At 62.4% G+C, this 19,182-nt stretch carries 14 protein-coding genes and 3 pseudogenes; 8 read left to right on the top strand and 9 right to left on the bottom strand.

Features of this window, described 5'->3' with window-relative positions; all coding sequences use genetic code 11:
* Positions 1 to 1,474 precede the first annotated feature (1,474 nt).
* On the bottom strand, positions 1,475 to 1,627 hold the full coding sequence (locus tag FVF58_RS55065) for a hypothetical protein (protein WP_223191225.1): 153 nt from the start codon (positions 1,625 to 1,627) through the stop codon (positions 1,475 to 1,477).
* Positions 1,628 to 2,094: 467 nt separating this feature from the next.
* Positions 2,095 to 2,412 (bottom strand): annotated as a pseudogene (locus FVF58_RS44860) (DDE-type integrase/transposase/recombinase); the annotation flags it as partial.
* Here FVF58_RS44860 and FVF58_RS44855 point away from each other — a divergent pair.
* The 3 genes and pseudogenes from FVF58_RS44855 to FVF58_RS52030 all read left to right on the top strand — a co-directional run.
* A pseudogene (locus FVF58_RS44855) lies at positions 2,411 to 2,938 on the top strand (type I restriction endonuclease subunit R); the annotation flags it as partial. The pseudogenes FVF58_RS44860 and FVF58_RS44855 sit on opposite strands and share 2 nt — an antisense overlap.
* Positions 2,939 to 2,992: 54 nt before the next feature.
* Positions 2,993 to 3,691: a phosphatase PAP2 family protein gene (locus tag FVF58_RS44850; protein WP_149676017.1), complete on the top strand. Its 699-nt coding sequence runs from the start codon at positions 2,993 to 2,995 to the stop codon at positions 3,689 to 3,691.
* A 1,810-nt stretch (positions 3,692 to 5,501) separates the two neighbouring features.
* The gene (locus FVF58_RS52030) at positions 5,502 to 5,642 is read left to right on the top strand and encodes a hypothetical protein (protein ID WP_188131153.1); all 141 of its coding nucleotides are present in this window, start codon (positions 5,502 to 5,504) and stop codon (positions 5,640 to 5,642) included.
* 147 nt (positions 5,643 to 5,789) lie between these two features.
* On the opposite strand, the pseudogene FVF58_RS53720 reads toward FVF58_RS52030, so the two are convergent.
* Positions 5,790 to 5,958: pseudogene (locus tag FVF58_RS53720) on the bottom strand (helix-turn-helix domain-containing protein); the annotation flags it as partial.
* Between the two features lie 360 nt (positions 5,959 to 6,318).
* Between FVF58_RS53720 and FVF58_RS44835 the strand changes: the two are divergent.
* Both FVF58_RS44835 and FVF58_RS44830 read left to right on the top strand, forming a co-directional pair.
* Positions 6,319 to 6,966, top strand: a complete 648-nt coding sequence (locus FVF58_RS44835; protein ID WP_149676016.1) for a LysE family translocator — start codon at positions 6,319 to 6,321, stop codon at positions 6,964 to 6,966.
* 194 nt (positions 6,967 to 7,160) lie between these two features.
* Positions 7,161 to 7,949, top strand: coding sequence for a sulfite exporter TauE/SafE family protein (locus tag FVF58_RS44830; protein WP_149676015.1), 789 nt, complete (start codon positions 7,161 to 7,163; stop codon positions 7,947 to 7,949).
* A 103-nt stretch (positions 7,950 to 8,052) separates the two neighbouring features.
* Here the strand turns inward: FVF58_RS44830 and FVF58_RS44825 are convergent, their stop codons facing one another.
* The 3 genes from FVF58_RS44825 to FVF58_RS44815 all read right to left on the bottom strand — a co-directional run bounded on the left by FVF58_RS44825 (position 8,053) and on the right by FVF58_RS44815 (position 10,819).
* Positions 8,053 to 8,301 (bottom strand): hypothetical protein, encoded by a 249-nt coding sequence (locus tag FVF58_RS44825; RefSeq protein ID WP_149676014.1) that lies wholly within the window; start codon positions 8,299 to 8,301, stop codon positions 8,053 to 8,055.
* A gap of 332 nt (positions 8,302 to 8,633) precedes the next feature.
* Positions 8,634 to 8,984, bottom strand: a complete 351-nt coding sequence (locus FVF58_RS44820; protein ID WP_149676013.1) for a BON domain-containing protein — start codon at positions 8,982 to 8,984, stop codon at positions 8,634 to 8,636.
* Positions 8,985 to 9,685: 701 nt separating this feature from the next.
* On the bottom strand, positions 9,686 to 10,819 hold the full coding sequence (locus FVF58_RS44815; protein WP_149676012.1) for an RNA-guided endonuclease InsQ/TnpB family protein: 1,134 nt from the start codon (positions 10,817 to 10,819) through the stop codon (positions 9,686 to 9,688).
* Positions 10,820 to 10,932: 113 nt separating this feature from the next.
* Here FVF58_RS44815 and FVF58_RS44810 point away from each other — a divergent pair, with 113 nt between their 5' ends.
* From FVF58_RS44810 to FVF58_RS44800, 3 genes are all read left to right on the top strand, one after another.
* Positions 10,933 to 12,489 carry a TAXI family TRAP transporter solute-binding subunit gene (locus FVF58_RS44810; protein ID WP_149676011.1) on the top strand — a complete coding sequence of 519 codons (1,557 nt, stop codon included), beginning with the start codon at positions 10,933 to 10,935 and terminating at the stop codon, positions 12,487 to 12,489.
* 97 nt (positions 12,490 to 12,586) lie between these two features.
* Positions 12,587 to 13,243 (top strand): 2-hydroxychromene-2-carboxylate isomerase, encoded by a 657-nt coding sequence (locus FVF58_RS44805; RefSeq protein WP_149676010.1) that lies wholly within the window; start codon positions 12,587 to 12,589, stop codon positions 13,241 to 13,243.
* A gap of 253 nt (positions 13,244 to 13,496) precedes the next feature.
* Positions 13,497 to 14,483 (top strand): LysR substrate-binding domain-containing protein, encoded by a 987-nt coding sequence (locus tag FVF58_RS44800; RefSeq protein ID WP_149676009.1) that lies wholly within the window; start codon positions 13,497 to 13,499, stop codon positions 14,481 to 14,483.
* Positions 14,484 to 14,568: 85 nt separating this feature from the next.
* Here FVF58_RS44800 and xdhC read toward each other — a convergent pair whose 3' ends face one another.
* From xdhC to xdhA, 3 genes are all read right to left on the bottom strand, one after another.
* Complete coding sequence (xdhC, locus tag FVF58_RS44795; RefSeq protein ID WP_149676008.1) at positions 14,569 to 15,135, bottom strand: xanthine dehydrogenase accessory protein XdhC; 567 nt, start codon at positions 15,133 to 15,135, stop codon at positions 14,569 to 14,571.
* An 82-nt stretch (positions 15,136 to 15,217) separates the two neighbouring features.
* Positions 15,218 to 17,584, bottom strand: a complete 2,367-nt coding sequence (gene xdhB / locus FVF58_RS44790) for a xanthine dehydrogenase molybdopterin binding subunit (RefSeq protein ID WP_149676007.1) — start codon at positions 17,582 to 17,584, stop codon at positions 15,218 to 15,220.
* A gap of 38 nt (positions 17,585 to 17,622) precedes the next feature.
* Positions 17,623 to 19,152, bottom strand: coding sequence for a xanthine dehydrogenase small subunit (xdhA, locus tag FVF58_RS44785; RefSeq protein ID WP_149676006.1), 1,530 nt, complete (start codon positions 19,150 to 19,152; stop codon positions 17,623 to 17,625).
* Between the last annotated feature and the right edge of the window lie 30 nt (positions 19,153 to 19,182).

Here is a 19,182-nt window from a genome sequence, read left to right as displayed (position 1 = left end):
TCAAACTGTCGAACAAGAAGCTGGATTCGCGTTTAAATTTCGCAATGCAAAAAAGTTGCGGCCGTAGCCGCGCACAGCAAGGAATGTTGTTTCTCGAGGGTGTATTTCCGCAGCCTGCTAGGGTAATCAGGTATAGGTTATTTGTCGGCAAACTTCCTGACTGATGAGTAACAACCACCTCTGACTGCTTTGCTATTCGAACATCGTCTCTAAAACGTCAAGTTGTGTATAGCCACATGCGTTAAACCGTGCCTTCCTCGTAGACATAGAATTCGTAGGCATGAAGTGAGACTCGCCATGGCATGCGATCGCCCGCGTTCTATGTTTGCAAACTGACGACAGCAAGCGCAGTGCGCATTGTCTCGAATAACGCATTCGTATCAAAGGCGGCCAGCGCAATTTCGTACTTCCGGTCGTCACCTGCGCCACGCGGATAGCCGGGCCTCAGCCTCCATTGACCTGTGCAACGACGGCCAGCCTGACGTCACCTTCTTTCTGACTGCGGCCGCGTCGACAATCTGTTAAGCATTCCAAATGGTTCGTCTCAACGCTTGCGACGAACAGAAGCGCGAGCTACTGGCGCGCCTAGCATTGTTGATGCAATGCGACAATGTTGATTGTAGAGTCGGGCGTGTGGATGTCAAATCGTTGGTTAGTCATGCCGGCGCACGACTCGCGAACATATCGGTCGATGCCGTGTCGGCACAGGGACGCAAACGTTATCTAAGTGGAAACCCGGCAATCTCTTATGGCGCTCATTGCGGTCTACCGTAGGACCATTTTCCCTGCGCGAGTCGTTTTCGACGAACGCTCGAAGGAACATCTTCTTCGATTAGTCGGGGAAGCACAGTCGTTTCTGCTGCTGGCATCGATGGGTCCAATCGTCAGTGCGGTTCTGCACATTGTTCCACAGCAAAAAGCGAAGTGCGGTCTCTATGCAGCGCATGGATTTTCTCAGAACTATTTTTTTATTTGACGCCGATGAGTATGCGGATAAATAGTTATGCACACAACTTCTATGCACGTTCGTAATCAAGGTGACGCAGGTGGCAAACGCGCGTCACACGGCTGTCATGATGAACACGGAACGTCATTCGACGCCGCGAAAAGGTTCGGTGCTAATTGCATAAGAATAATAGATGAGAGACCTAACAAGATGAATCCTCATGAGGCGAATATCGGTCACCTAGAGCGGAGCATCGAGAACGACCGTCTGAGGCGGGCCTTGGCGCCCGCCTCGACTCGAGAACTGGCGCGCGCACCGGTAGGCGCCGGCGGTGATTCCACCGCTTTCGTGATGGGCCGCAATCCGGCGACCATGGTCACGTTTCCAGCTCCCGCCACGTCGAACGCAGCGGGCCGATTTCCGGCACTACGCTCTCCTGTTTGCTTCATGCCAAGATTTATGCGACCTATCATGCTGGGCGCGCTTTCGGTGCGGCAGCACGACGAACACGATAGCCGTTGAACAGCTTCAGTTCCTCATACAGCCAGCGCCTACTCCACCGCTTCCAGCCGAAGCCCCGTCGACTCCGGGAGCGCCCATATGGCGCCTGATCTTCTTCTCTACCCAGACTTTGATGAAGCTGAAGCACTCGCTGGAATGTCCAACAGCGAAGTAATTCACCCAAGCGCGCAAACTTCCATGATGGCTCGTGCTGATGGCGGGCTCATCAAAAGCCGAATGTACGGACGCAGTCAACACCCTCAAAATGCACACCGATCTTGCTCATAGGCGGGAGTCCATGTACGTTTATAGGTGCGCAGTCTCTCCCGCCGCTCCATGCCCCACATGTCCGCATGACTCAGGAGACGCATCACGGACCCAGACAAGCCCCGCAACCCCCCTTGCTAAAACGGGCAAGTCCTGATAGATGGGTGTCTGGTGCGATCCGGTTCGCAAGCAGCCGAGAGGGAATTCAGGCAGCCGCGCCAGGATAACGGAAGGAATTTCGCCGGATTGACATGACGACGGTCATTTCCGTCGTCATGTCAATCCGGCGATGGGGAAGATTTGTACCTTGACTTCGGCCGACTAATGGGTGTCGCGATAAGGCGTTGCGGGGAGGGGCGATCCGGAACAAAGAGGATTCCTTATTTGGTAAGCGAGTAGAATTGGTCGGCAGGTGTTCGGTTCAAACCGTCGTTCTGCATTTGCCCCTTGGCGATCATGTGCATCAACTCAATGCCGCCGAGCAGAATGCGAGCACATCGGAAATCCTTGAAGCCCATCGTTGGTCGTGTTCGGCGTTTGATCGCCCGATGATCCTGCTCCACGAAGTTGTTCAGGTACTTCGCCTGACGAAGCTTGATGGGTTGCTCGCGGCCGGCGTTAGTGCTCTTGAGCGCCGCAAGGTTGGCTCCGCTTTTGTCGATGGTTACCGTCCCAGGCTCGCCGTTGTGCCTGATCGTGTTGCGCGAGCAGCCGGTGCAGGCCCTGACCCATCAGGACCTGCGTGCGAAGCTCGGGGACAGTTCGTCAGGCGGGATCGTGTTCGCAACAATCCAGAAGTTCATGCCGGGCGAGGACGAGGATACGTTTCCGGTGCTGTCAGAGCGCAGCAACATCGTTGTGATCGCCGAAGAGGCGCACCGCACCCAGCACGGCTTTGAAGCGAAATTCAAGGGCGACCAGAAGGACTATCAGGTCGACTACGCGCAGCATCTGCGCGATGCGCTGCCGAACGCGACATTCGTCGCATTCACCGGCACGCCGGTGTCCAGCGAAGACCGCGACACGCGCGCGGTGTTCGGTGATTACATCCACGCCTACGACATGCAGCAGGCGCGCGACGATGGCGCAACGGTAGCGATTTACTACGAGTCACGGCTGGCCAAACTCCGCCTGAAAGCCGAGATGTTGCCCGATGTCGATGACGAGGTTGACGAGCTTGCCGAAGACGAGGAAGACAGCGACGCGTCGAAGCTGAAAAGTCGCTGTCGCCGCGGCATGCGCTAACTATAATAACTTCAACCATCCCCCGTCACGCCCATGAAAAACTTTGACACCGCGATACAGCTCTTCATCGCGCAGCATGCTTTCGCGTCTTCCGCGACCAATCATGCTATCGCGGCACTAACAGATTTATACCTTGCGAGAGGATTGCCACTCGTGTCTATCCTGTGGTGGATTTGGCTTCAACCCGACGAGCAGAACAGTCAGCGACGCGAGATCGTCGTTGCTACATTGGCCGCCGGCTTCATCGCACTCTTCGTCGGGCGACTTCTTGCATATCTCTTGCCGTTTCGGCTACGACCCGAGTTTGACCCTACGTTGCATCTGCATTTCCCAGTCGGTGTGAAATCCGATGCTGTATTAAGGACTTGGAGTTCATTCCCAAGTGACCATGGAATGCTATGGTCTGCAATAGCGATGGGTATCTTTTTGATTTGGCGCTGCGCGGGAGTCATCGCACTAGCATACACGGCACTTTTCATTTGTGCGCCACGAGTGTATATCGGCTTGCACTATCCGACAGACGTGATCGCAGGGGCGCTGCTAGGCCTCACCATTACCTATCTGTTTACGAGGGCGCCTATCCGGGTTGTCTTCGCTAAGCCCATCTTGCGCCTTTTCGAGCTTTACCCCGGACCGTGCTACGCTCTCAGCTTCATATTCACCTTTGAATTGGTAACTCAGTTTGACGAAATTAGATTAATTGTGCAGTACCTCGTGAAAACGCACCTCTAGTCCGCCTGGTCGCTCCCGGCGGGTTGAACGGGTTCTGAGTACTGCCAAATTAGGGACCGTGGGCGAATGACCGAAGTTGGGTGGCGGAATCAACCGGCGGTGACGGCACCAGGCCGGTCACCCCATACCGCATGCGCAGAGCGCTGGAACCACTCCTTTACCGACGTGCCCCATCTGAAACCACGATTACCCGCCGGCGGAAATTTTCAAGCTAGGGAAGTCTGCAAAAGTCCTGGCGTTGACGTGTGTGTGGACTATCCTGGGAGCAGGTGTTGCAGATCGTTGCTAATGTTGCTAGCGGTGTCCATTGAAGCGCTAATGCTGTCCGTTAATTCTGTTAGCGTGGCTTTTCCACCGGAACACGAACTCGCTACCCGGAGCGACTGACCAAGCGCAGCACGATACCGCTCTTACCGACATCCACACATGGAATGTTGGAGGCCGCCGACGTGACACCCAAAGTGCCATGCGGTATGGCGTTTTTGGTCTGCACACTGAGATGGGCACCGTCCGAGGATCAAAAAAAAATCACCTCCGGTAGTTGAGCTTGCTGCCGCTTCAGGCCAATGGATCTATCGCGCTCCTCTACAACCGCATCAGCCGAATTAGAGGACACGCCGAACGCGCTAGCAAAATCAACGGACATCCTGCCGCTCAGCCGTTGCTGAAACGCAAGGGGCGACAGAACTGGCAGTCTGGCCTCCCAGCCTTATCTGGCGGGGCTGCGGCGCTTCTCCCGCTAGCAAATACCGTGAACATGGCTAGCAGAACTAAAGAACAGCAACAGCGGGAGCGGCTGGTGGAAGGCAAGCCCAACCGGGGTGACCATATGATGGATGAGCAGATTTTGATGACCGAGATATGGGCGGCCACTTTGCTGGCAAGTCCGTGGGGACACAGATGCGCGAGTGCTTCGAGAATTTCAGAGGTATGTACCTGCGTGCAGCGCGCTGCCCCGTCGGGAACGTCCCGAAACCGACCAGTTGCACGGCGTTGCCGACGGTCAGCGCGCGCCTAATCGCCCCAAGCACTGCATCGGGGGCTTCGCCAGTGGCGGGCCATGCTGTCGCCGGTGCGATCGGCGACAGCGTCGATGAGTTCCCGTGCCGCACCGCATCGCACTGCTCACAGGCAAACCCAGGACAAATCAGGCGAGCCATTTAGCAAGCCTAGATGCGAACGCGCCAGTAATTGATGCAAATCCCGGGCTCGCGTTTCTACCAAATCGGAGGAATACAGGTACGCGCTCATGCAGCGCGACACCCGAATGACACCATAAAAAAAGCCCGCCTCGAAAGGCGGGCGTAATCCATATTTCGTAGGGATCGAGACATGGAGGAGACGGAAATCAGTATAAACCCCTATGAAATGAGCCTAGTGCGACATGCTGACCCACCTGCAGGTTTCGAAAGATCGTTAACGGGGTAGTCATTCGAATCGTGCGAAATCTGGCGGTAGTCACTTACGGTGCCGCTTGCAGCAAGGCTTGGCGGTCGCACGGCTTTCGCGCAATCTGATGATGCACAATTCGTTGATAAATGACGGCTTTTATGATCAAACCGTCATAAATTGCATGAAAGGTACGATTACCCCAGTACGGCGACGATCGGCCGGCCCGACCAGCACAGCCAGTATCTCTGGCTTGCACCTTCCGAGCTGCTGGCGCACGCCGACGTCCACTACGGCAACCGGCGCCGCATGGCCCGGTTCGGCACGTCAGACGGCAGGAACTCCAGCATCGACGGCAAAATCAGCGCACACTAGCTCACCGCTCTACCGTGGAGCGACCGAGACCAAATGGGAGTCCATCATGGCAAAAGGTCAAATGCGCAGTAATCGTGAAGTCAAAAAGCCGAAACAGGAGAAAAAGCCGCAACCCACCACGGCGCCCTCGGGTGCGCCGCCGATCCGCGTAGCACCGAGTGTCTCGGCGACACACAAGAAGCACTAAAACAAAAAGATGCGGCCCGTCTCGACGAGGCGGCCCGCATCACGCATCACCCTTCAAGGGCTGCAACTGCCGCGCTACTTGGAAATATCTTCCAATGCCACATCGCGCGTTCCAGGCCCAGGCAGCCCAATCGCGCCCCCCACCACCGCCGCGCTGGCTGCGCGAAAGCAACGCGACATCGACCAGTGCCGCCGGATCGGCAAGGCTCTTGCTGAGCGCCGACGGTGCGATAAACTCGCGCTCGGCCGCGCGCGATCGTCCCTTCCTCGCAACCAGCGATGAACAAGCGCAGCGTCACCTGATCGATCTGCCACATGAGCGGGTACGCTCCCGAAATTTGAAGTGGCAAAATGATGCCCGACGCATGCGTGCGAGGCGCCGATCCTAGGGTATCCACGGCGGCGTCCTGCGGGTCGCGGCGGCTCGGTGGATGGTGTTGGCTGCTGGTGTCAGGCTTGGGTTTCAGGCTTGCGCCAAGGAGACTGCGCCCGGGCATGCACAACCTTGCCGGCGCTTTCCGCTCTGTCTATGCTGACGGACGCGTCGGCCGCACGCCTGAAACCCAAGCGCGCCGCCCCACCCGGCGCAAGGCCGCACGAACCGCAGCGAAGCTGCATCGAGCGTCACGAACCGCTGCAAGCGCCACCAACCAGAACAACCGCTCAAAGGCTTCCCCTTGTCCACCACCAGTCTCTTCTTCACCGCAGCGGGCGTCGGCCTCGCGATTGCCGCGCCGGTCGGCCCGATGGGCATGCTGTGCATCCGCCGCACGTTGACCGGCGGTCCGCGCGCAGGACTCGCGATCGGTTTCGGCATCGCGACCGGCGATGCGGTCTACGGCCTGATCGCGGCGCTCGGCCTCGTCGGCATCTCGCAGTTCATGCTCGAGTACGACCGGCCGTTGCATCTGCTAGCCGGGCTGTTTCTGCTTTATCTCGGCTTGCGCACGCTGCTGCAGAAGCCTGCCCCCGACACTTCAAACGGCAACGGCAACGGCGACGGCAAGCTCGCGCAAGTGGGCCGCGCCGGCGCGCTGCGCGCATACGCCAGTTCGTTGCTGCTCACTCTCACCAACCCGCAGACCGTCATCATGTTCGCCGCGCTGTTCACCACGCTCGCGCCGCGCGGCGCGTTTTCATCGGCTATCGCGCTGACCACGGTGGGCGGCGTGTTCGCCGGCTCGATCGCGTGGTGGTGCTTTCTGGTGACCGTGGTATCGCTCGCGCGCCATGCGATTGGCAGCAAGCTGCGCGTCGCCATCGACCGGGTGGTCGGCTTCATGCTGGCGGCATTCGGCGTCGTCGAGATTCGGCGCGCGCTCTGAGCGCGGCACGCCACTGGATGCGGCACGATCGCCGCGCCATGCGTGATCTGTACGCAAAAGCGACAGTTTTGCGACAATAGCGGCTTTTGCCGCGCCGCGGCGGCCCGTGGCGCGCCTGCGGAGACCCGAGCGGCGCGCGGCGCCGGCCTTGCCGCCCAACCTTTTCACCCACCCGACCGTCAGCGGTCCGCTCAATGGCTCTTCCCCACATCGATCTGCTGTATTCCGTCTCCGGCCTGTTCGTCGGCTTTCTGGTCGGACTGACGGGCGTCGGCGGCGGCTCGCTGATGACGCCGATCCTGGTTCTGCTGTTCAAGGTGCATCCCGCCACCGCGGTCGGCACCGATCTGCTGTACGCGGCCGCCACCAAGGCGACCGGCACGCTCGTGCACGGCCTGAAAGGTTCCGTCGACTGGCAGGTCACACTGCGCCTCGCCGCCGGCAGCGTGCCGGCCGCGACGATCACGCTGATCCTGCTGCATCGCTATGGAATGGATACGCCGGCCGCGGGCCGGCTGATCCAGATCGTGCTCGGCGTGGCGCTGCTGGTGACGGCGGTGGCGCTGGTGTTCCGTCCGCAACTCGCGGCGCTCGGCGCGCGCGGCCAGCGCACGCCGAAGCAGGGGCGCACGCTGGCGCTGACCATGCTGACCGGCGCGATACTCGGCGTGCTGGTGTCGCTGACGTCGGTGGGCGCGGGCGCGATCGGCGTGACCGTGTTGCTGCTCCTGTATCCGTTGCTGCCGACCACGCGCATCGTCGGCTCGGACATCGCGCATGCGGTGCCGCTCACGCTGCTGGCGGGCGCGGGCCACTGGCTGCTCGGCTCGGTCGACTGGTCGATGCTGGCCTCGCTGCTGGTGGGCTCGCTGCCAGGCATCGCAATCGGCAGTTATTTGTCGTCGCGCGCACCGGATGCGCTGTTGCGCAACCTGCTCGCCGCCACTCTGACGCTGGTCGGCGTGCGCCTCGTGCTGGCCTGAGGCTTCGACACGAGAGTCGGTACGAACGCCGGCTCAAGCGCCGTCCCGAGTGCCGGCCGCCCCACCGACCACACGCCGCGCCGCGCTGGCCCCGGCTACCTTGCTATTTGAAGAACCGGCAGGTCAGATCGGCCTCGAACTGCCTGATCCACTGACCATGGCGGTCCTGATAGGACTGCACCCAGCCGGCGCGACGCACGGTGACGAGACGCTCGTGCGCGGGCTCGCCCGGGCTCCCGCTGGCACTGATGTCGAAATGCACCGGCGCGAAACCGTGCCGCGCACACACCAGTTCGAAAGCCGCCCGATCGCCGATCGGCAGATCGATATAGCGAAACAGCGTGGTTCCCATAGCATTGACTCCGATTGCCATGCTTCACAGTACGCTTGGCGACACGTCAACTCTGTGTCGGAGCGCACGGAGCAATCACCGTTGCAACGCTGCCGTGCGGTGAGCAACGGCGGCAAACCTCATCGCTGGTTCAGAAAAAACATCGCGCCAAAAAATGGACGCAAAAAAGGCTTCGGCGTCACATCACGCCGAAGCCCTGGTGCACATCTGCATCATGACCGCGTTAGCCGTGTCGAAGCGCTTGCACCGGCGTTGCGCGGCAGGCGCCGGGCAAGCGCGCCGGGCACCGACCGATTCGTGTCGCGCGCCCACTGCAGACGCACTGCAGACGATTACTGCTGCATAACGGTCAGCTTGTTCGACACCGACGTCACACCCGCGACGCCCTTCGCGGCTGTGCCGGCGGACTCGATCTGGCCCTCGTCGGGCACCGTGCCCGTCAACGTCACCGCGCCGCCGCGAGCACGCACGGAGATATTCGATACGTCGAGGCCTTGCGTCTTCGTGAGCGCGCCGCGCACCTTACGGCCTAGCTCGTTGTTCGCGCGCTTGCCGGCCTTGACGTTCGAGGCCGCCGATGAAGTCGAGCTGGTCTGCGCGTCGCTTGCCTGAGCGTAGACGTTGCACGCCGCGACCATTGCCACGACTGCACCCAGCGTTTTCAGAAAACCGACCGATTTCATAGCTTCTCTTCTCCTTGGTTTCACATTGGACCGCGTGTACTAGCGGTTGCGTTACGACTACCGGCGGCCATGCGCGAGACGCGGCAAGATGCGACTGCGCGCCGGCCGACTATAGCTGCGACACGATGAGCGAGAGGCGAGAGAGGCCGGTTGCCGTTGCCGCGTGCGATGGCGAGCCATGCAATGCGGCACGGAAACTGGCAAGCCGCAAATTTGCCGGCGTGCCCGGTTCTGGTCTGTCGTGCCGGGTCACGCCGCGCAAATGTTAGTTCGCGGCGGCGATGCTCAATTTAATCTAGCCACGCCGGAAGCGCAAAGGGTTTAGTCATCGGCGTGGCACGCGCGCCAAGGCGGCGACCGCGGGGTATTCGCGCCGCATGCGCTGACTGCGTGCCGTACTCGCGTCGGGTTCGTACTGCGTCGATGCGGCGCTCATGTAGCGTCTCGCGACATTCACGCCGCATTCACGCTCCACTCACGTTTTGTTACGGGTTTGTCGGCGGCCAGCGCCGCCATGCGTTCCGCCGTCACGTGAATCTCAGGTACCATCGGCGCGACGCGCGTTTCGCGTGTTTCGCCCCGGTTCGTGCGCCGCAGAGCGCCGCCCTGTCCATTTAGGACGACCGTCACGTCATCCGTTGACTGCTCACCTCCCTAAAGGAAGGGGATTCCCACTTCACAGACGGCACCCCTAAATCATCTCAGAGAGACATGGGACTTACGCTTTCTCCGTGGGCTGACACCGCCAGTCCGGCGGCCAAAACATTGCGCGCAGCGTTGATGTCACGGTCGTGGATGCTGCCGCATTCCGGGCACGTCCACGACCGCACATTCAATGGCATCTTGGCGACGGTGTACCCGCAATCGCTGCATCGCTTGCTGGATGGATACCAGCGGTCGATGCCAACCAGCGTGCGCCCGTACCACTGCGCTTTGTATTCAAGTTGCCTGACGAATTCAGACCAGCTTGCATCGCTGATCGACTTCGCCAGAGATCGGTTCTTCTGCATGTTCTTGACGGACAGGCTTTCGATGGCGATCACTTGGTTTTCGTTTATCAACCGGGTCGAAAGTTTGTGCAGGAAGTCCCTGCGAGAATCTGCTGTCCTGGCATGCATGCGTGCGACTTTGAGTTTCGCTTTTTTGCGATTGGCGGAACCCTTTTGCTTCTTTGCAAGTCGCCGTTGCAACCTGGCGAGCTTGGCTTCGTTCTTGCGGAACGCATTCGGCGCAGCGATCTTCTCGCCCGTCGAAAGAATGGCGAAATGCGTCAGGCCCAGGTCGATACCGACTTGGGATTGCGCTTTGGGCTTGGCGGCCACCACGTCATCGCAGAGCATGGAAACGTGGTATCGCCCGGCCGTGTCTTTCGACACGGTGACGGTCGTTACTTTCGCACCCTTCGGAATAGTGCGTGACCAGCGGATCGCGAGAGGCGCATCCATCTTTGCGAGCTTCAGCGATACACCATCCCACTTGAATGCGCTCGTCGTGTACTCGGCAGACTGCACGCCATCCTTGCGCCTGAAATTCGGAAACTTCGCGCGCCTGGCGAAGAAGTTGGCGAATGCCGTCTGCAAGTGGCGCAAAGCCTGCTGCACAGGAACCGAACTGACTTCGTTCAGCCATGCGTGCTCAGGTGTTTTCTTGAGCGCCGTAAGCGCAGCGGAGGTTTCGTGGTAGCCGACTCGTTCCTGCCGCTGATACCACGCATCGGTACGCAACCGCAGCATGTGGTTATAGGCAAACCGCGCGCACCCGAACGTCCTAGCAAGAATCACTTCCTGCCCAGGCGTTGGGTAGAACCGAAATCGGTACGCGACTTTAATGTCCATGCCTCACACAGTATCATTAGTTTGTGTGAGACTCAAACGTTGGAGAAGCAGCCTTGCGGCTGCGCTCCTTTCACTCCCCGCCCTGAAGGACGGGGTTTCTCGGAGCAAATCCGATGAAGCCAGCCTCCGGCCGCAAAAACCCTCCCCGTCTCGTCGCCCGCTTCGTCGCGATCTCCTGGCGCGATCTTGCGGTCTCGTTCGGGCCGCTGTTGCTGCTCGCCATCGTCGCCATCTGGGCCGCCGTGCGGCTGATCCAGCCCGCGCCCCCCAGCACGCTGACGATCACCGCCGGCCCCGAAGGCAGCACCTTCTGGAACGCCGCGCAGAAGTACAAGGCGATTCTGGCGCGCAACCGCATCACGCTGAACGTGCTGACCTCGGAAGGTTCGCTACAGAATCTCAAGCGGCTCTCAGACCTGAACACGAACGTCGATGTCGGCTTCGTGCAGGACGGCGTCGCGCCCAACGCGGCGAGCAAAGGCCTGATGTCACTCGGCAGCGTCGCGTATGTGCCGCTGGCGGTCTTCTATCACGGCCCGCCCGTGATGTGGCTCTCGGAGTTCAAGGGCCAGCGGCTGGCGGTCGGCGCCGAAGGCAGCGGCACGCGCGAACTTGCGCTCGCCCTGCTCAAGGCCAACGGCATCGTGCCGGGCGGCGCGACCAAACTGCTGCCGCTGTCGGGCGACGACGCCGCCGACGCGCTCATCGCCGGCAAGGTCGACGCGGCCTTCCTCGCCGGCGATTCGGCGCAGCCGGCGGTGATGGGCAAGCTGTATCGCACGCCGAACGTGCGTTTCTACGATTTCTCGCAGGCCTACGCTTATACGCGCCGCTTCCCGTACCTGACCCAGTTGACGATGCCGATGGGCGCGTTCGATCTCGGCAAGAATCTGCCGTCGACGTCGATCAACATGGTCGCGCCGACTGCCGAACTCGTGGCGCGCGATTCGCTGCATCCCGCGCTGTCGGATCTGCTGATCGAAGCCGCGCGCGAGGTGCACGGCCGCGCGACCATCATGCAGCGCGCCGGCGAATTCCCCGCGCCGCTCGCACACGACTTCCCCATCAGCGACGACGCCGCGCGCTACTACAAGTCGGGCAAGAGCTTCCTGTACCGGACACTGCCGTTCTGGATCGCGAGTCTCGCGGACCGGCTGCTGGTGATCGTGGTGCCGCTGGTCGTGCTGCTGGTGCCGGCCTTGCGCATCGTGCCTGGGCTGTATGCATGGCGGGTGAAGTCGCGCATTTATCGCTGGTACGGTTCGCTGATCGCAATCGAGCGCAGCGCGCTCAGCGAGCACTCGGCGACCGAGCGCGCGTCGCTGATCGAACGGCTCGACGCGATCGAGGAGTCCGTCAACGGGCTGAAGATGCCGCTCGCGTATGCGGATCAGTTTTATGTACTGCGCGAGCATATCGGCTTCGTGCGCCGGCGGCTCATGCAAAGCCGCGATGCGCAGCGCGACGACGCGGATCAATCAGAGGATGACGAAGCGGACGAAGCGGATGAAAAAGCGGCCGGCCGCCTGGGCGACGCCCCGGATCTGGAGTCGCGCAAGCGCCCGGACCACGAGCCGGATCGCCGGTCAAACGAGCGCAACGAACCCAACGAGGCCGGCGCCGCGCCCGGCAACACCGCCGACGCCAGCGCCACGGACGCCAAACCCTAATTGACCGGTGCAAGCCGTGGCTGCACCGCGTAAGATCGTTACAATTTTGACGTTCTAGCAGACGCATCGTCAAAAACAGGCAATCCGGGAGACATTTATGACCGTTGGCATCGACGCCAAGCAACCGCTGTGGTTTTACGACTTTGTCTCGCCGTTCACCTATCTGTTGCTCGAGCAACACGACAAATGGCCTGGCTTCGACTTCGTGTTCACACCGGTCGTGCTGAACGACCTGTACGACCACTGGGGACAGCGGCCGGCCTACAGCGTGCCCGCGAAGCGCACCTTCATGTACCGGCACGCGCTGTTTCGCGCGGAGCAGCTCGGCATTCCGTACAAGATGCCGCCGGCCCATCCGTTCGATTCGATGAAGCCGCTGCTGCTTGCCACCGCCGCGGACGGCGACATCAACTTCGTGCGCGAAATTTTCCGCTTCATCTGGCGTGAAGGCCGTGACCCGTCGAGCGACGCCGCCTTCGCCGAGCTGTGTGATCGCGTCGGCATGCCGGACGGCCCGGAGCTGATCAGGAGCGCAGCGGTGATGGCCCAATTGCAACGCAATACAGCGGATGCGATCGGCCTGGGCGTATACGGCGTACCGACGTTTCGTCTGAACGATCAGTTGTTCTGGGGCGAGGACGCGCTGCCGATGGTGCTGTACTGCGCGCGCACACCGAACTGGCTCGAATCGGGGGAAGTGAAGCGGATCAGCTCGCTGCCTTCGGGAGTCTCGGAGAAGCCGGCGCTGGAGTAGCAAAGGCATGAGCGACGCGAAAGCTTCGCGCGAGGCAGGCAGGCGGCGTTGCGGTCTGGCTTTGGCATCGGCTCCAGCAAAATCGCGTCGAAAGCGCGCCGCTGATGCCGGCCATACCGCGCCCGCTATGCCGCTACACCGCAAACGGGCCTAAGGTTATAACCTTTTGCGCCCACACGCGGGCGGTGTTGCGAAGCGGTTGCGCCCGACGCCTGATCCGGGCCCGCTGCGCCCGCACGGCCACGCTCAAATCATGGATGACGACGACTCCGCCGCCTCACTCGACATCTGGCTCGTGCGCGTGCTGCGCACGCTGCTGGTCGAGCGCAGCGTCACGCAGACCGCGCTGCGTCTGAATCAAACCCAGCCCGCGATCAGCACCGCGCTGCGCAAGCTGCGCGAGACGCTGAACGATCCGATTCTCGTGCGCGGCAAATCAGGGATGGTGCCGACCGAGTATGGCGAATCGCTGCTCGCGTCCGCGCAGCGCGTGCTGCGCGAAGTCGATTTCGTCGCGACGCCGCACGGCGATTTCGATCCCGCCCGCTCGCGGCGCACTTTCCGCGTGGCCGCGCCGGATTATCTGAACGACTTCTTCATGCCGACCGTGATCGCGCAGTTTCGCGAAGCGGCGCCGCATGCGCGGCTCGAAATCGAATCGCTGGGTCCGCTGTTCGATCATTGCGCCGCGCTCGACGCCGGCGAACTCGATCTGGTGATCGGCAACTGGCCGAAGCCCGACCCGCGTTTCGAACGCAGCGATCTGTTCTCGGACACGGTCGTCTGCCTGATGCGCGCCGATCATCCGCTGACCCGCGCGCCAATGACTCGCGAAGCGTATCTTGCCGCGCCGCATCTCGCGCCGACGCCGTACAGCGGCGCGCGCGGCGGCGCGATCGACACGGGTTTCGCGCGGGCCCACGCGGCCCGGCGCATCGTCGCCACGCTGCCCTACTTCGGGCTCGTGCCGCAGACGCTGCTGCAATCGGATCTGATCTTCACGACGACCCGCCGCTTCGCGACGCACTACGCCAACATGCTGCCGCTCGCGGTGGTCGATGTGCCGATCGCGTTTCCGCGTATCAAGTGTTATCAGCTATGGCATCCGCATCCGGATCGGCCGAGCGATGTCGGCTGGTTGCGCACGTTGATGGCCCAGGTGTCGGATGGATTGGTCGCGCAGAAGGTGCGGCGCGCGAAGCGGCCGCGGCAGAGCGCAGGGCCGGGCAGGCAGAAGTGAAGCTTTTTGCGGCGCGGGCGTTTGGCTTCAGATGCCCGCATCTGCTGCCGCGTTCTCGTGAAAGTCTGTAGCGGCGCCGCCCTCGTCAAACAGTCGCGCAAAAATTTTGCGTCGCGGCCTGCGCCACCACCTGGCGCGTCCTGATCTGCAGCAACTCCGCGCACACCGCGACCGCGATCGCCGACGGCGCCTTGTCGACGATGCCGTCCACCCCGATCGGGCAGGTCATCTCCACTAGCCGGTCCAGCTCCACGCCGCGCTCGAGCAGACGCCGCTCGAATTTCACGCGCTTGGTCTTCGAACCGATCATGCCGAAGTACGTGAAATCGCGCCGCCGCATGATGCGTGCGGCGAGCGAAAAATCGAGCGCATGGTTGTGCGTCATCACGAGGAAGTAGGCGCCGGGCGGCGCCGTATCGACGATCGCATCGGGCGTGTCGGTCGCTTCGATCTGCACGTTGGCGGGCGTTTCGTCGGGGAACAGTTCGTCGCGCTCGTCGACCCACTGGACCACGCACGGCAAGCTGCCGAGCAGCCTGACGAGCGCATGCCCGACATGCCCCGCGCCAAACAGCACAATGTGCATCGGCGCCGGACGCGGCATCGGCACGGCGCTGCGCCGGCCGATCTGAACGGACGAGAAATCGTTCATAGCGATCATCCCAGTGAGTAGATTGTGCACGCTGTTTTTGCTTTGCGGCGTGCTCCGTTTTTTGTCCCGCCCGCCGCCGCGCTCATTGCCGCGTGGCCGCAACGGCGGCCCGCACTGCGCCGACCGCTTTGAGAATTTCCTCGCTGGTCGCGGGCGCGTTCAGCGGCGGATTGACCTTGTGGTCGCCCACCGCCGACACCGCGTCACGCACCGCGAAGAACACCGAGAATGGCAGCAGCAGCGGCGGCTCGCCGGTCGCCTTCGAGCGATGGATGCTGTCCTCGGCATTGCGGTTCTTGAAGAGGTGCACGCGGAAGTCCGGCGGCGTATCGTTGACGGTCGGAATCTTGTAAGTGGACGGCGCGTGCGTCATCAGCTTGCCGCCCTCGTTCCACCACAGCTCCTCAGTCGTGAGCCAGCCCATTCCCTGGATGAACGCGCCTTCCACCTGACCGACGTCGAGCGCCGGATTCAGCGACGCGCCCACGTCGTGCAACGCGTCCGCGCGCAGCACGCGCATTTCGCCGGTCAGCGTGTCGATCACCACTTCCGACACCGCCGCGCCATATGAGTAGTAGTAGAACGGCCGGCCTTGCAGCTTCGACTGATCCCAGTAGAGCTTCGGCGTCGCGTAGAAACCGTCCGACCACAGCTGGATACGCGCGAGATAAGCCTTCGCGACGACCTCTTCGAACGGCACGGCCAGGTCGCCGACCACCACGCGGTCGTGCGCGAAGCGCACGTCCGCAGCGCTCACCTGCCCCGCGCCGAAGCGCTCGGCGGCGAAGGCCGCGAGGCGTTCGCGCAACTGTCGTGCGGCGTCCTGCGCGGCCTTGCCGTTCAGGTCCGAGCCCGTCGATGCCGCCGTCGCCGACGTGTTGGCGATCTTGCTGGTATCGGTGGCGGTCACGCGAATGCGGTTGAAGCCGACGCCCAGTTCGTGCGCGACGACCTGCGCGACCTTCGTGTTCAAGCCCTGGCCCATTTCGGTGCCGCCATGGTTCACCAGCACCGAACCGTCGGTATAGATGTGCACGAGCGCGCCGGCCTGGTTGAAGTGCGTCACGTTGAACGCGATGCCGAACTTGACCGGCGTCAGCGCGAGCCCTTTCTTCAGCACTTCGTTGTTCGCGTTGAATTCGTTGATCGCCGCGCGGCGCGCGCGGTACTCGCTGGTCGCCTCAAGTTCGTCGATCAGTTCGTGGATCACGTTGTCTTCGACGATCTGGCCGTACGGCGTCTGGTTGCGCTCGGTCTTGCCGTACAGGTTGCGGCGGCGCACGTCGAGCGAATCCTCGCCGACCGAACGCGCGACGTTGTCCAGGATGTACTCGATCGCGAACGCGCCCTGCGGGCCGCCGAAGCCGCGAAATGCGGTGTTCGACTGCGTGTTGGTCTTGCCGCAGAAGCCGTCGATCGTCACGTCCGACAGCCAGTACGCGTTGTCGAAGTGGCACAGCGCGCGCGTCATCACCGGACCGGACAGGTCAGCGGAGAAACCGCAGCGCGACGTCATGTCGACCGTCACGCCGTCGATCACGCCGCGCTCGTCGTAGCCCACTTCATACGTGTAGTGGAAATCGTGGCGCTTGCCGGTGACCATCATGTCGTCGTCGCGGTCCGGGCGCAGTTTCACCGGGCACAGCAGCTTCCATGCGGCGAGCGCCGCGCAGCACGCGAACAGCGCCGATTGCGACTCCTTGCCGCCGAAGCCGCCGCCCATCCGCCGGCATTCGATCAGCACGTTGTGCGAGGCGACGCCCAGCGCATGCGCAACCAGGTGCTGCATTTCGGTCGGGTGCTGCGTCGAACAGTAGACGTGCATGCCGTCGTCGTCCTTCGGCACCGCGTACGAAATCTGCCCTTCCAGATAGAACTGCTCCTGGCCGCCAAGCAGCATCTCGCCGGCCTCGCGACGCGCGGCGCGCGCGATCTTCGTACCGGCTTCGCCGCGCGCGAGCTTCATCGGCGGCAACACGTACTGGTTCGCGGCGCGCGCCTGCTGCGCGGTCAGAACCGCCGGCAATTCCTCGTAGACGACTTCGGCGCGGCGCGCGGCCAGACGCGCCGTTTCGTGCGACGTCGCGACCACGATGAAGACCGGCTGACCAATGTATTGCACGACGCCGCCGGCGAGAATCGGATCGTCGCCGTGGATGATCGGGCCCACGTCGTTGGCACCGGGGATGTCGTCGGCGGTAAAGATCGCGACCACGCCGGGCGTGGCGCGCACCTTGTCGAGCGAGATCGACACGATCTTTGCATGCGCTTTCGATGACAGCCCGAGCGCGGCGTGCAGCGTGCCGGCGAGCGTCGGGATGTCGTCGGTGTAGGTGGCGCGGCCGCTCACGTGCAGATGCGCGGACTCGTGCGGACGCGACACGTGGACCTGGGTGAAGTCGTCGAGATCCTGAAGGTCTTTCAGGAACGGCTCGGCTTGCTGATTCATTGTGGTGTTCTCCGTATCCTTCGTAGGCTTGCCGCGTATCAGGCGCTCGCACCGGCCGGCGCGCATGCCGCTGCTACCGCGCGCACATCGAGCGCGCTTCTCGGCAGCGGATTGTGCGGACGCGTTTCGAGCCAGAAGCGGTACAGCGTGTTCTTTGCGGCTTCGAGCCGGTAGTTGCTGGTCGCGCGCATGTCGGAGAGCGGCGCGTAGTCGTTGCCGAGCGCGAGCATCGCGGCCTGGGCGGTGGCTTCGTGCCATTCGGCGTCGCGCAGCACGGCTTCGGCGTGAGTCGCGCGTTTGGAGGTGGCGGCCATCCCGCCGAACGCGATGCGCGGCTCGCGGATCTGGCTGCCGTCGGCGATGAACGCGAACGCCGCGCACACGGCCGAGATATCCGAATCGAAGCGCTTGGAGAGCTTGTAGGTGCGGAACTGAAGTTTTTCGCGCGCGCCGCTGCGTGTCGGCACCTTCAGCCCGACGACGAATTCATGCTCCGCCATGTCCTTCTTCTGATACGCGAGGTACAGGTCTTCGAGCGGCATCTCGCGCTCGACCTCGCCGCCGCGCACGATCACGCGTGCGCCGAGCGCGATCAGGCCGGGCATCGAATCGCCGATCGGCGAACCATTGGCGATGTTGCCGCCGAGCGTGCCGGCATTGCGAATCGGCAGCGACGCGAAGCGTTGCCACATTTCGGTCAGTTCCGGATACTGCTTCGCGATCTCCGCATAGCCCCTTTCGACGCTCACGCCGGCGCCGATCTCGATCCACTCGCCATTGGTTTCGAGCTTCTGCAATTCGGCGATCTGCCCGACGTAGACGATGTTGCCCAACTCGCGCATCTGCTTGGTCACCCACAGGCCAATGTCGGTGCTGCCGGCAAGAATGCGCGTGTCCGGCCGGGCTTGCTTGATGTTCGCGAGCGCGTCGACTGTGCGCGGCGCGTCGAACTGCTGGCCGGCGTGCTCGTAGTGGAACGTGTCGTCGCGTTCGAGCGTGGCGAGCGTCGCGGCGAGCGCGGCGACGTTCACCGGCGCTTTCGGCGCGGGCGCGTCGAACATGCGCACGGCCGCATCGACAATAGGCCGATAGCCGGTGCAGCGGCACAGGTTGCCGGTCAGCGCATTGCTGATCGCTTCGCGCGAGGGCACCGTGCGGTTCGCGCAGCTCTGCTCGTGACCGTGCTTTTCGTACAGCGACCACATCGACATGATGAAGCCCGGCGTGCAGAAGCCACATTGCGAGCCGTGGCATTCGACCATCGCTTCCTGCACCGGATGCAGCGAGCCGTCCGGCTGGCGCAGGTCCTCGACGGTGTAGAGCGCTTTGCCGTCGAGCGTCGGCACGAACTGGATGCACGCGTTGACCGCCTTGAAGTCGACGCCGCCCGCTTCGTTGCGCTCGCCGAGCACGACGGTGCACGCGCCGCAGTCGCCTTCGGCGCAGCCTTCCTTGGTGCCGGTGCAATGCGCGTCCTCGCGCAGATACTGCAGCACGGTGCGGGTGACGGGCGCGTCCTTGATCTCGCGGATCGCGTTGCGGTGGTAGAAGCGAATCGGCTCAGTCATGTCTCGTTACTCTCGAATGTTCTGTGTCCG

The organism is Paraburkholderia panacisoli, from assembly GCF_008369935.1.
GTDB classification, from domain to species: Bacteria; Pseudomonadota; Gammaproteobacteria; order Burkholderiales; family Burkholderiaceae; genus Paraburkholderia; species Paraburkholderia panacisoli.
This window is presented reverse-complemented; position numbering and strand designations above follow the sequence as displayed.